This is a genomic window from Mycobacterium spongiae, from assembly GCF_018278905.1.
Lineage (GTDB): Bacteria > Actinomycetota > Actinomycetes > Mycobacteriales > Mycobacteriaceae > Mycobacterium > Mycobacterium spongiae.
Map to the genome: position 1 here is coordinate 133304 of NZ_CP046600.1, position 12882 is coordinate 146185.

13 protein-coding genes are annotated in these 12882 nt (G+C 63.6%); 6 read left to right on the plus strand and 7 right to left on the minus strand.

Annotated features, from left to right (window positions below; translation table 11 throughout):
- Positions 1-243: 243 nt before the first annotated feature.
- The 4 genes from F6B93_RS00505 to F6B93_RS00520 all read left to right on the plus strand — a co-directional run bounded on the left by F6B93_RS00505 (position 244) and on the right by F6B93_RS00520 (position 3723).
- Positions 244-516, plus strand: coding sequence for a type II toxin-antitoxin system Phd/YefM family antitoxin (locus F6B93_RS00505; protein WP_211697157.1), 273 nt, complete (start codon positions 244-246; stop codon positions 514-516).
- A gap of 5 nt (positions 517-521) precedes the next feature.
- A complete protein-coding gene (locus F6B93_RS00510; protein ID WP_211697158.1) occupies positions 522-929 on the plus strand; it encodes a type II toxin-antitoxin system VapC family toxin in 408 nt (135 codons plus the stop codon).
- Between the two features lie 405 nt (positions 930-1334).
- Positions 1335-2789, plus strand: coding sequence for an FAD-dependent tricarballylate dehydrogenase TcuA (tcuA, locus tag F6B93_RS00515; protein WP_211697159.1), 1455 nt, complete (start codon positions 1335-1337; stop codon positions 2787-2789).
- Between the two features lie 217 nt (positions 2790-3006).
- Positions 3007-3723: a hypothetical protein gene (locus F6B93_RS00520; RefSeq protein WP_211697160.1), complete on the plus strand. Its 717-nt coding sequence runs from the start codon at positions 3007-3009 to the stop codon at positions 3721-3723.
- A gap of 580 nt (positions 3724-4303) precedes the next feature.
- Here the strand turns inward: F6B93_RS00520 and F6B93_RS00525 are convergent.
- The 3 genes from F6B93_RS00525 to F6B93_RS00535 are packed head-to-tail and all read right to left on the minus strand — an operon-like array spanning position 4304 to position 5634.
- Positions 4304-4579, minus strand: a complete 276-nt coding sequence (locus tag F6B93_RS00525) for a hypothetical protein (protein ID WP_211697161.1) — start codon at positions 4577-4579, stop codon at positions 4304-4306.
- 46 nt (positions 4580-4625) lie between these two features.
- Positions 4626-4889 carry a 2TM domain-containing protein gene (locus F6B93_RS00530; protein ID WP_211697162.1) on the minus strand — a complete coding sequence of 88 codons (264 nt, stop codon included), beginning with the start codon at positions 4887-4889 and terminating at the stop codon, positions 4626-4628.
- Positions 4890-4941: 52 nt separating this feature from the next.
- Positions 4942-5634: a class I SAM-dependent methyltransferase gene (locus F6B93_RS00535; RefSeq protein WP_211697163.1), complete on the minus strand. Its 693-nt coding sequence runs from the start codon at positions 5632-5634 to the stop codon at positions 4942-4944.
- Between the two features lie 468 nt (positions 5635-6102).
- Between F6B93_RS00535 and F6B93_RS00540 the strand changes: the two genes are divergently transcribed.
- Positions 6103-6747 carry an NAD(P)-dependent oxidoreductase gene (locus F6B93_RS00540; protein WP_246541183.1) on the plus strand — a complete coding sequence of 215 codons (645 nt, stop codon included), beginning with the start codon at positions 6103-6105 and terminating at the stop codon, positions 6745-6747.
- Positions 6748-6905: 158 nt separating this feature from the next.
- Entirely contained in the window at positions 6906-8102 is a 1197-nt protein-coding gene (locus F6B93_RS00545) for an amidohydrolase family protein (RefSeq protein ID WP_211697165.1), read from the plus strand.
- A gap of 19 nt (positions 8103-8121) precedes the next feature.
- Here the strand turns inward: F6B93_RS00545 and F6B93_RS00550 are convergent, their stop codons facing one another.
- From F6B93_RS00550 to F6B93_RS00565, 4 genes are all read right to left on the minus strand, one after another.
- A complete protein-coding gene (locus F6B93_RS00550; RefSeq protein ID WP_211697166.1) occupies positions 8122-9297 on the minus strand; it encodes a MalY/PatB family protein in 1176 nt (391 codons plus the stop codon).
- Positions 9298-9392: 95 nt separating this feature from the next.
- Positions 9393-10187, minus strand: coding sequence for a CDP-diacylglycerol diphosphatase (locus F6B93_RS00555; RefSeq protein ID WP_246540941.1), 795 nt, complete (start codon positions 10185-10187; stop codon positions 9393-9395).
- A 91-nt stretch (positions 10188-10278) separates the two neighbouring features.
- Positions 10279-11940, minus strand: coding sequence for a cation:proton antiporter (locus F6B93_RS00560; protein ID WP_211697168.1), 1662 nt, complete (start codon positions 11938-11940; stop codon positions 10279-10281).
- 2 nt (positions 11941-11942) lie between these two features.
- Positions 11943-12794, minus strand: coding sequence for a universal stress protein (locus F6B93_RS00565; RefSeq protein WP_211697169.1), 852 nt, complete (start codon positions 12792-12794; stop codon positions 11943-11945).
- Positions 12795-12882 lie beyond the last annotated feature (88 nt).

The following is a 12882-nucleotide window of genomic DNA, read 5'->3' on the forward strand; positions in this document are numbered from 1 at the left end:
CAACGCCATGCGCGGCTATCTCAACCGTCCTGAGGAGGCGGCGAGGACGATCGTCGACAGCTAGCTGCACACCGGCGACGTGGGTCGCCTCGCCGAGGACGGCTGCCTGGTGTGGTGGGTCGGGCCAAGGACGCGATTGTGGGTGCGGCAATTGTGGTACACCGGCGTACAGCCTTCCAAGGCGATCTACGACCACAGCCGAGCGGCACCCATGTAGAACGATTACGTAGTACATTGTCTGGTGTGAGTGATGTGTCGATCCGAACTCTCAACCAGGAGACGTCAAAGGTGTTGGCCCGCGTCAAGAACGGCGAGGAGATCACCGTTACCGAACGCGGCGAGCCAATCGCCCGAATAACGCCAGCCTTCCCAGGCCCCCTTGACGCGCTGATTAGCGCCGGCAGGGTGCAACCGGCGACCGTGCGCGGTCAGGCACCTCGGCCCACCGTCCCAATGCACGGCGGTCCCGATGCCGGAACGCTGCTGGAGCGAATGCGCGCCGAGGAAAGATATTAGCCCCAGTGATCTACCTGGAAACCTCTGCTCTGGTCAAGCTGATTCGGATCGAAGCCGAATCTGGCGAATTAGGCGACTGGCTCGATCAGCGCACCGAAATACGTTGGATAACATCTGCGTTGACCGAAATCGAGCTGCCAAGAGCCATACGGGCAGTTACCCCGGAAGGGTTGTCCGCAGTCCCCTCCGTGCTAGCCAGGCTGGACCGGTTCGAAATCGACCAGGTCATTCGCTCCACCGCCGCGGCCTACCCCGACCCCGCGCTGCGCTCACTCGATGCGATCCACCTAGCCACCGCTCAAATCGCGGCGTCAACGGGGCCATTGACGGCGCTGGTTACCTACGACAATCGCCTCACGGATGCGGCCGATGCCCTCGGAATAACCATCGTCGCACCCGGCAAAGCAACATAAGACCATCTAGTGACGGTACGAGCAAGGGAGACAAGGCGAATCAGACGAATTGCGGCCCTAAGCGGGTTGTCGAGCAGGGCGGACAACCTACAAGGCGCGCAAGCGCATGGAGGTTGCGGACCCCAACGCATTGACCAGGATGGAAACGTCGCCATGTGCGAGGTCAGAGCCGCAGCGGGTGATATCGAACGTGAGAACTCACAGGTAGCTTCTCGCGAAACCGGGGCGAATCCCGCGCTAGCCGGCGGCGGCGTCGTGTTCCTAAGCTGTGAAGCGACGACGAGAGGGTTGCATGGGCACACGGCATCGCCAGAAAGAGATCTCGAGTGCTAGGTCGGCTCGCGCTGTCGCACCGGACCACTACCACGCGCGCCAGGCAGCGTCAGCGGCCGTGCGGATGGCGCCATGAGCACGGTCGTCGTCGTCGGCTCGGGCAATGCGGGGTTTAGCGCTGCGCACGCGGCCCGAGCGGCCGGGGCTGCGGTGATCCTGTTGGAAAAGGGGCCGCCCGAATGGATCGGTGGCAACAGCTATTTCACGGCCGGGGCGATGCGTTTTTGCCACGAGGGCCTCGCTGATCTGGTCTCGTTGATCGAGCCGGTTCACGCGCACCGCATCGAAGCCATCGATGTTCCGGCGTATTCCGCCAATGATTTCCGCGCAGACATGAACCGCGTTACCGACAGCCGTACCGACCCAGAGTTGAGCCGGATTCTCATTTCCGAGTCCCGCGACGCGGTGGATTGGCTTCGCTCCTTGGACATGCGGTTCGAGTTGATGTTTCATCGCCAGGCCTATGAGGTGAACGGGCGCTTTCGGTTCTGGGGTGGCCTCGCAGTGGGTGTTCGCGGCGGTGGCAAATCCATGATCGGCGACCACCTTGCCGCGGCTAGAGCTGCCGGAATCGACGTGCGCTGCAACGCTCATGTGCGTGGTCTGGTGCTCAACGCGGGAAATGCGGTCGCGGGTGTTCGCCTGGCGGACGGCGGCGAGGTGCGCGCGGATGCGGTAGTCCTCGCCTGCGGCGGTTTCCAGGCTGACCCGGCCTGGCGGGCAAGCTATCTGGGGCCGGGTTGGGACCTGGCGGCAGTTCGAGGCACACCACTCAATACCGGCGATGGCATCGCGATGGCGGTCGAGGCTGGCGCCCAGACTTACGGCCATTTCAGTGGCTGCCATGCGGTGGCATGGGACGCACATGCCGCCGCTACCGGCGACCGAGAGCTTACGAACCAGTTGACTCGCGGCGGATATCCGTTCGGCATCGTCGTAAACACTCTGGGGCGGCGATTCATCGATGAGGGCGCCGATTTCCGCAACTACACGTACGCCAAATATGGTGCCGAGATCCTCCACCAACCTGGCGGCCGGGCCGTGCAGATCTTCGACGCGAAGGTGTCGGGTCTGCTGCGAAGCGAGGAATACGACTCACCCGGTGTCACCAGGGTGCGTGCCGATGATCTGGTGTCGCTCGCTGAGCAGCTCGGTATTGCACCCGGCGCCTTGTCGGAAACAGTCGCCAACTACAACGCCAGCATTAACGATCGTGTCTTCGACCCGACCGTCAAGGACGGCGTGGCGACCGTGGGAATCGATCCGCCAAAGTCCAACTGGGCGCAGACAATAGACACGCCGCCCTTCACCGCCTATCCGGTGACGTGCGGAATCACTTTCACCTTTGGCGGTATCCGGGTCAACTCGGACGGTGCGGTGCTCGACACGTCGGGCAACCCCGTCACCGGGTTGTTCGCCGCTGGCGAGCTTGTTGGCGGCCTCTTCTACTTCAACTACCCCGGAGGATCAGGCCTCACCGCTGGCACCGTGTTTGGTCGCCGCGCCGGCCGCAGCGCAGCCTCCTAATCCGGAGCTCGCCTTGGCGCTAAGCCGTGCACCGCGGACGACGCACTGCTGTCGATGAACTCGGACAGGGTCGGTCAACACCGGCGCTCGACGTACAGATGCCGACTCCGGCCCAGTTGAGAAGCCCTGGTTGGCGACGTAGATCATCGTCGGGCTTGGCCGCCATCCCATTGGCGCCATCGCCCATGGAGACGACCCTGAGCCATACACTTGCTGCGTGAACATCAGCAAGCTCGTTATCGGGGTAGCGATAGCCCCTGTCCGGGCCGGCGTCGCGGTGGCCGACGCCGGACTCACCGCTGCGGCCATGGCGCTCGGTGCTGTGAAGCAATCCTTGGGCGAGGAAGGCCCGAAGACTGTAGACCCGATTACCGACTTATTTCCGCTGCGCGGCGCACTGGTGGGCGCCAACCGAGTTGCCGAACTAACCGAGAACGACAGGGCAATGGGGCGCGCCCTGGTCCGCGGCGGACCAGCGGACAAGCTGATGCGTGCGGGTGGGGTTGTCGACCTGTTGACCGCGCCCGGCGGTTTGCTCGATCGGGTATCCACTGGAGGTAGCTCCTCGCTGGAGCGCATCCTGGAGCCCGGCGGGCTCGCAGATCGACTGCTCGCTGAGGACGGGCCGGTAGAGCGCATGTTCGCCGAGGACGGCGTCATCGAGCGGATGTTCGCCGAGGACGGCGTCATGGACAGGCTGCTGGCCAAGAATGGACCGCTCGAACAACTCACCGAAACCGCGGAAATCCTGAGTAGACTGCAGCCCGCCGTCGAGACGTTGACGCCCACTGCCGAGACCCTTGATTCTGCTGTCGATACCCTCAACAGGATGGTCAACTCGCTGAGTGTCATCACCGACCGCATTCCGCGGCGGTCGACGCGGCCGAGTGTGCGGGCGAAGCGCAAAATGGACCAGGATGCCATCGATGAGTGAGCTGAAAAGACTTTGCGGATAACCGTTTTCGAGCTCCCCAGCAAGGGCCTGATCCGGGCAAGCGGACGCTCGACAATCGAAATCCAAAATCGTTTATACACAACGCTCTATCGGGCGTCATGCTGGCGCGGCATGAGCTGGGCGGGCCAAGCACGCCAACGGGTTGCAACCGCCAACAGCATCCACAACTGTGATCGGGTCAGTGCTGACAACCTCGCTTGCGGAAGATGATCGATTAGCCAGACCCCGAGGTGGGCAATGCCGAAGCCGCCTCTGTACTAATGGCGGAAGGTTGGACACTATGGTCACATCCGATCCTGCGCATCGGCGGAAGCCGTGCCCGGTTCGACCGACGCAGCACGGGCATGTAAGAGGGCTCCGACGTGAATGCCAAGCAACTCCTGGCCGGACTCGCCTTCGCCGGTGCGCTGAGCATGGCCGCCCTCGATGTTGGTGCCGGCGTGGCACACACGGACCCCCCACAGACACCCACACCCCAACCGGGGGAACAGCGACCACCACCGCCGCTACCGGCACAATGGCCGCCGTGTGGAATGGGGGGTCAATGCTCTCCGCGATGCTATCCACCGTGGCTACCGCCACCCGCGCCGGGAGAACCACCGCGACCGCCATTCCCGGAACCGTGGCCACCGGTTGGCATGGGCGGTACCATCCTTCCGCCGTGCCCGGCCCCCGCGCCACCGCCATCGGGGGAACCGTATCCATCGCCACCGGCACCACCGCCAGAATGGCCGCCGTGTGGAATGGGGGGTATGTGCTGGCCGGGCGGGTTACCGCCAGGTTGGTACTGATTGGCTTGCGTCAGTGAGCCTTGGCGTCGAGGTGCTAGCGCCACACGAAACCTGTTGTGGCACCGACGGAAAAGACGGCGGTCCCGTTGATCACGACCGGTGGCCCCGGTTGATTTCGCGCTGAATCTGCTCCTCGGTTATCGGTTTCATCCCAAGGAACACACCGAGACCATGAAAGACCAGGCCGATTCCCCAACCGAGCGCGGGCCACACCGGCCAGAAGTATCCGCCCGAGCTGAAATACCAGACCACGACCAGCACGACGATGCCGACGATATAGGCGCCCAGGTGCCACCAGAAACTGCGTTTCGCGTGAATTCGACCTAACGCTTGGCGCCGCTGCTCATCGGTCATCTCGCCTCGCTCCGCACGCTGTACAGCTACATCGACCGGTTCGTGACCTTGCTCAACGCTCGGCAATCCCCCACGCGGCCGTGTTCACCGGCCAGAACAGCGAGCGGCGGAACTTGCGCGGCTCCCACCGCACGGAGGAGAAGCCGGCCCGCTCGATGATGTCCCGGGTATGCCGGTGTGGGTCGCATCCCTCGAACAGCCATCCCCACGGACGCCGAATGGCCTGCTGAACTCCCGCTCGGACGGATCGTTGTGGTGCGGCGACATGCTCGACAAACCGGAACCGCCCGCCGGGGCGCAACACGCGTCGCGCTTCGGCGACCACCCGGTCCGGGTCGGCGACCGTGCAGAGGACCAGCGAGGAGATCACTTCGTCGACCGATGCGTCGGGTAGCGGTATCTCCTCGGCTCCGGTCGACAGGATCGTGAGTTGCACGCCGGCCGCCTGGCAGCGGCGGCGCAGCCGCTCGTGCATCTGCGTGCTCGGTTCCACGGCGTAGAGGTGCGTGCCGGCCGGCAGGTAGCCGAGATTCGCACCGGTCCCAGCTCCGAGTTCGACCACGGCACCGCCGGTGATTCCGTCGAAGGCGCAGCCCTTGTGCGCTCGCGCCGCGTAGTTGATGTAGCCCGCGAACGCGGTGAAGAACCACGCGTTGAACCGGCTGACGCCGCCGTGGTCGAAGCTCAACTCTTCACGCACCGGGCCGACGTGGAGGTCAGCCGGACGCGGATCAGGACGATTCATGGCTGACCTCCGCGACCATGTCTTGAGCGATAGTTATTGTACCGCGGTTCTGATGGCCAAATCTCCATCTGACTGCCAAACTTTTGTCGATTTGGCCACCGACGGGGATTCTTCGCGATGCGGGGGCGCCAACCCCACTGGGAAACCGCACCGGGGGCAGCAGGCCATCGGCGAAGCAGCTGCCTCGATGACAGCGGAGGGTAGCGGTGCGACAGAAAGTGCAACCGACACGTGGTTCCTCTGTCTCACAACCAATTTCATAGTCTCATCGACCGCATGACATCTGCAGCGAGACCCGCCAACCCTCGGGTCGTTCCGGTGAGCCACGTTGTGTTGCAATAGGAATGCAAGTCTCGCGCGTGATAGTGGCGTGATGGCTGATCCACCAGGGTCGTGAGGCACGCAGGTCGCTGTGGCCCGCGGGAAGGCCCGAGCGATACTGCAACAAAGGAGGCCAATGCCGTGAAGGTGACAATACTGGGTGCGACAGGACAGTTGGGCCGGGAATGCCTCAAGCAATGTTTGGAAGCTGACCATGAGGTGACGGTGCTGGTGCGGACTCCCGGCAAGCTACCGGATGCTCTCCGCGACATGGTCACGGTGGTGCAGGGGGATGCGCTATCGCCGGCGGATGTCGTGCGTGCATTGCCTGTCGGAACGCAGGCGGTCTTGTTTGCCATCGGGGTGGACGAAAAGACCTCACCGGCGGATCTGTGTACCGATGCGACTCGGAATGTGTTGGCGGCGATGCGGGAAAATCTTCAAGGCCAAGAACCTCGGTTGGTCTGGTGCGGGGGCGGTAGCACCATCGTCAAGGACGATGCCGTCACCTGGGGTTCGAGGTTCGTGCGCTGGTATGGGGAACACTTCCTGAAACATCGGCACACCGACAAAGAGCATCAGTTGGCGCTGCTGGAGAAGAGTAGGGATATTCGCTGGACCGGCATTCGTCCGTTGCAAATGAAGCCCGGCGCAAGGACGGGAAAGTACCGGTTGGGCTTCCACCCATTCAGCGCTATGTCGAAAATCAGCTTTGCCGACTGCGCGCACGCGATGGTCGGGATGATGGACGACGACACCTGGCTCGGAAAGGCGCCCATTGTTCAATACTGAAATCACCCGGTGCCAGCGCCACTCGCCGCCACTCGCCGAAATGGCGCACAATGGCTATATGTGTTCACCGATAGCGCCAGCATTGCGCGTCCATCTGCGAAGGGCTTGTGGCCCGTCGGGCTTCGTGGCCGCACTCTGCTGCCCGTAACAGTTGTGTGGTGACAGCGGGACAGGTAGGGCGGATCGGGATTCGCGCTGGCCAGATTTTCGACGGGTACCGGTTTCACGACGGACCGGTGATCGTTGTGGTCGAGGGTGGTCAGATCAGCGCAGTCGATTTCGCCGTCACCGACGGCCCGCCCGAGGCGGCGCTGATTGACCTCGGTGAACTGACTTTGCTGCCGGGCCTCGTCGACGCGCATACGCATCTGTGCTGGGACCCAGACGGTGATCCAGAAGATCTGGCCGACGACCCACACGAGGCGTTGGTGGAGCGGGCGCGGCAGCATGCAACGGCGGCGTTGCACTCCGGAGTCACCACGATTCGCGATCTGGGTGACCGCGACTTCGCGACGTTGTCGCTGCGGGAGGACTATCGCCAAGGAACCCAGCTAGGACCAGAACTGGTCGTTTCCGGGCCGCCATTGACCCGTACCGGGGGGCACTGTTGGTATCTCGGCGGTGCGGCGGATAGCACGGACGACCTCGTCGACGCCGTCGAGCAGCGGGCCGCTCGGGGAGTGGATTGGATCAAGGTCATGGCCACCGGAGGATTCGTCACCGAAGGAAGTGACCCGCTGCAACCCCAGTACGACCATGATCAGCTGACTGCGGTAGTTGAGGCTGCCCACCGGATGGGTTTACCGGTGACTGCACACGCTCACGCTGCCGCGGGGATCGCGGCGGCGGTCGCCGCGGGTGTTGACGGGATCGAACACTGCACGTTCATCACCGAAGATGGTGTCTCCGCCAGCCCGGACATCGTCGAGAGGATCGTTGCCCAAGGTGTGTGGTGCGGTATCACGACTGGCCAGATGGACTCCGAGACGCCGGCCGACATTATTGCGGTTATGCAGGGTGTGTGGCGAGTTACCCGCCAGCTCATCGATAGCGGTGCTCGTGTCGCCTGGTCCTCCGATGCCGGCATCAGCCCCCGAAAGGCCCACAATGTACTCCCGGCGGATCTGGCATATTTGTCCCGGCACGGTTTCACCGTCACCGAATTACTCATCGGCGCAACCAGTGCCGCGGCTGCTAGCTGTGGACTCGGCCACCGCAAAGGCCGTATCACGCCCGGTTTCGACGCTGACCTGCTTGCTGTCGGCGCCGGCGTGAACCACGATCTGACCAGGCTTTGCGACGTCAAAGCGCTATGGCGCAACGGAACCCAGGTACCAGTCGAAACCACCTGCTGACAGGTCTGCTCGCCTCGAATCAGCTCGAGACGCCATCGCGTAGGGCAGCGCCGATCGCCTCGATAGCCCGATCGAGGATGGGGCGGCTGGTAGCGAAGTTGAGCCGGGCAAATCCAGAACCTACCTCGGCACCGAACGGAATGCCCGGACTGAGCGCCACTTTCGCCTTCGAGAGGAGGAAGTCGGCGGGCTCAGCCGGCAGGTTGAGACCCCGAAAATCCAGCCACGCGAGGTAGGTGCCCTCCGGGGTGTTGACCTTCAGCCCCGGAACCGACTCCGTTAGCGCCCGCGCCAGGTGGTCGCGGTTGGCCCGCAGATAGGGAAGCAGCTCATCGAGCCAGGCAGCGCCATGGTCGTAGGCGGCAATGTTGGCACGAATACCCACGGTCGATGTGCCCATCCGGTGCAGCATGTTGATCCGATCCCACTCCTCGGCATCGTGGCGGTTGGACAGGATGACCTGAGCGCACATCAAGCCCGGCAAGTTCCAGCCCTTGGATGCCGATGCCAAAGTGACCACCGTTTCGGCCGCGGTCTCTGACACCGAGGCAGCGGCGACATGGCGCCGTTCGTAGACCATCGGACCCCAAATTTCGTCGGCGATGACCCGAGCGCCGTGGCGGGTCGCGATATCCACGATGGCGAGCAGCTCGTCCGCGGTGAATGCGGTGCCCAGTGGGTTGTTCGGATTGCACAGAATCAGCGACCCGGCCCCGCGGACGAATGCCGCCTCGAGCGCGTCGAGGTCGAGAAGGTAGCGCCCGGAATCTTGCCGCACCGTCGGGACTTCCAGTCGTTGGCGGCCGGTGACCGCCAAGATGTCAAAAAACGGCATGTACGCCGGAACCGGCAACGCCACCGCGCTCTCCGGTCGGGTGAGGAACCTGATGGCGACTTCCATTCCCTTGAGAACGTCCGGAACGACGCGGACCCAGTCGGGTTGGACCTGCCAGCCATACCGCCGCCCGCACCAGCCCGCGGTCGACTTGGGCAGTATGTCCTCGCCGAACGGTGGGTAGCCGAACTCCTCATTCGCGACGCACGCGTGCACCGCGTCGAGCACTGCTGGAGCGGTGGGATAGTCCATCTCTGCCACCCACAGCGGCACCACATCGGGCCCGAAGTAGTTCCACTTGATCGTGTTGCGACTCCGGAGCTGGTTCTCCGTCAACGCATCGAAGCTAGTGCTGCGCATGTCAGCCATTGTCGCCTTTCACTGCCAAGGCGGTACACGCCGACCTCGCGAAGTTCGGCCTATTCGATCCGGGGAGGCCGAACTTGGCCCGGCGCTTACCAGTTGTGGTCTTGGAGTTCCTCGCCGCTTCCCGTGTCGCCAGTGGAGGGATCCGCATGGCCAGCGAGAATGGTGAACCCGGGTTGGCCGCCGGCTAGCACGGCGCCCACCACGACAAGAGTTTCCAGCCCCATGTCATGACGTGCACCGGGGACACCATCTGCGGCGAGGGCGAAGGGGTTGACGTCGAGATTGTCGCCGGTCACAACCATTGCGCTGTAGCGGTGACCGGCCAGGGGAATCGGGAACGGCTTCCAGGCCGGTCCCATCTCGGCAGCATGCAATCGCAGCGCCTCGTGAACGTCGGGTCCGAGACGATCAATATGGACGTGCAGCTGGTCCTGTGTCCGGCCGACTTCGGAATTGACCGCAAGGCTCATCCAGTCGCGCGGCACCGGATGTCCGGCGCGCTGTTCGACGAAAGTTCGGGCACGCCACGCCGCGGCGAAGTAGTTGGTTGCGTCCGGAGCTAAAAGCGCTGGACTTTCGATGCCCGTGATGCGCGCGGTGGGGATCAGGAGAAATTGCGTCGGACCATCAATATCCTTGTACACCGCGTACCCCTTGTCTTCTCCAGCGTGCAGATCAACGAGCGCGCAGGGAGCGGGGTCGCCGGTCTGTTGCTGGTGGGGAACGCACTGGTCATGCACAATCCGCCAGAGTGCGTCGGGATCAGCGTGCGCCCAGCCGAGGCCCCCGACGGACAGTGACCCGACGACAGCGGCCACCAGTATCAACAGGGCCAGAAGCCGGGGGCGCCGCGACGCTGGTGCGAAACCTTCAGCGTTCACGTGGCCATCGTCAACATGCTCACCCGGCTGCTCTCCGCTGAGGGGCGCCGGGCCGATGCCGCAATGGTCTGAGACCATTGACCGCGCAGTCCTATTCGAGCTCATCGCTACCGCCCGCTGCATCCTCATCGACGCTGAGCAGTTCGTGCAGCGCGTTCGACGTCGTATGGGCGGCTGCGGAGAAGGGCTCGAGGACGCTGTCCACGCCGGCGGCGCGAAGTCGCTTGGCATCGTGGCGGGTGTGCGCCGTGAGGGCGATCGTGCCCTCGAACTGATGGTGGCGAAGATTGTGCAGGAGCGCCAAGTTCGTTTGCAGCAGGGGGATGGCGCTGACGACGTACTTTGCCTGGTTCAGGGGCAAGGCTTCGAGCAAGTGGACGTCTTCGGCGCTACCGAACATCGTCGTCAGACCGTCGCGAGGGTCGCCCCTGACCTGATGTGGATCGAAGTCCACTGCGAGGACGTGGTGCCCGCCGTGACTAAGTCGATCGGCCAGGTGGCTGCCGAAGCGTCCCAACCCGAACAGGATGACGTCGAAGTCGTCGGCGGCGGGAGGTATCGGCGCTGCACTATCGCGTCGTTCCAAGACCGAAAGCCAGCGCTTCAAACGGTCATAGATCGGGTGCGAGTACATGATCAAGTACGTCGAGCCGCCAATGGTGATCAGCCCGACGACCGTGATGAGACTCACCGTGGTATTCGTGATGTGACCGAGGCTCAGGCCGAGTGCCGCCAGGATCAGCGAGAATTCGGAGATCTGGGCCACGGTAAGCCCGGCGAGGAAGCCCACCCGCACGGGATACCGCATCGCGGCCATGATCGCGATGACGATCAGCGGGTTGCCAACGAGGACGAACACCGAGAAGACCAGAGCGTTGGTGAGTTGGTGTGCAGTGTCGGTGAATTCGAGCCGCGCACCCAGGTCGAGGAAGAAGAACAGCAACAGGAAATCGCGCAGGCTGACCAGGCGCGCCCCCAGCGCGTCGCGGAACGGCGTGCTGGCCAGCGACACTCCCGCCAGGAAAGCGCCGACCTCGGAGCTGAATCCCATCCACTCGCTCAACGCGGCGACCGAGGTTGCGTAGGCGACGCCGAAAAGCACTAGCAGCTCTTGCGATCTGGCGATATGCGGCAGCAGCCAGGGCAGGATGTAGCGCATGAGCAGCCACATTCCGCCGAGGAGTCCCGCGAATTTGCCCAATACGGTGGTGATGGTGAAGCCGAGATTTCCGCCGGTGTCCTGCGCGAAGGCGGTGAGCGCAATCATCACCAATACCACGACGATGTCTTGGACGATGAGGAATCCCACCGCGATCCGCCCATGAAGCTGGTCGAGTTCACGCTTGTCCGACAAGAGCTTCACGATGATGATCGTGGACGAAAAGGTAAGGGCCACTGCGACGTAGAGCGCAGTCACGCGGTCCATACCGAGCGCGAGCGCAATGAGAAACCCGATCACGGAGGTGAACAGCACCTGGCCGAGACCGGTTGCCAGGGCCACAGGGCCGGTGTTGCGGATCATGTTCAGATCGAGCCGTAGCCCGACGAGAAACAACAAGATGGCGATGCCCAACCTGGCCAGCAAGTCGATCGTGTTGTCGGCTGACGCCCATCCGGTGCCGACAGGTCCGACGGCTATACCCACGCCGATGAACGCCACGATCAACGGCTGCCGCAGTCGGGTGGCGAACAATCCGGCGACCGTGGCGATCGCCAAGATGATTGCGATAGTCGCAAACGGGTGCAGGTCCATGGTCAGTCCCGGACCGCCGGGACCACCAGCACGTCGGATTGCGATTGCCGCATGATGTGCTGGGCGACGCTGCCGAGGAATGCGTAGGACACCTGTGAACGTGCTCCGGTTCCCACGACCGCTAAATCGGCGGCGTGGGAGCGGCACAACTCCACCAGTCGAGTCGGCGGGTGACCCGATTCGATGATGACTTGTGTCGGGGCCGGTGTCAGCTCGGCGGTCAGCCGTGCGAGGTATTCGCGAGTCCGCTCAGTGCAGGTGCTACGCAGCGCGTCGATATCGTCTTCGGCAACGCCATGCATCCGCATGAGGTTCTCGCCGACGACGACGCAGATGTGGATCAGGGTGTGCTTCGCGGAGGGCGTCAAGGCAGAAGCGAATCGCGCAGCACGGGCGGCTGGCGCCGACTCGTCGAGAGCAAGAACGACAGTGCGGTAGGGGGCCTTGCCGAGTTGCTTGACCAGCAGAACGGCGGTGGGATTCATCCGGACCACGTTTTCGGCAGTGCTGCCCACGAAAGCGTCGGCCAACCAGTGGGCGCCGTGGGCACCGACGACCACGAGGTCCACTGTGCGGTCAGCGGCCTCGATCGTGATGGCGTACGCAGCGCTGCCGTGGCGGACCACGATGTCTGCCGGAGTCGAGTTCAGGTGCTCGGCAAGGTGCGCTTCCAGGTCGGCGCGCGCGCCCTCGGCGATTTCCGCATCGATTCCGGTCGGCAGCACGTGTATCGCGGTGAGGCGGGCGTCGTGTTCCCGCGCGAGTTGTGCAGCTCGCGTCACCGCGACGCCTGCCCCCTCTGACATGTCGGTCGCAACCAGTATCTGTCGGGGTGGTGCTGCGGCAACAACCATTACGCCTCTCTCTGGGCTTTATCACAGTCTATTTGCGCGCCCGCAGCCGCTTCTTCCGCGTCAAAGCCGGTCAAGGCCGGCCTGCCAA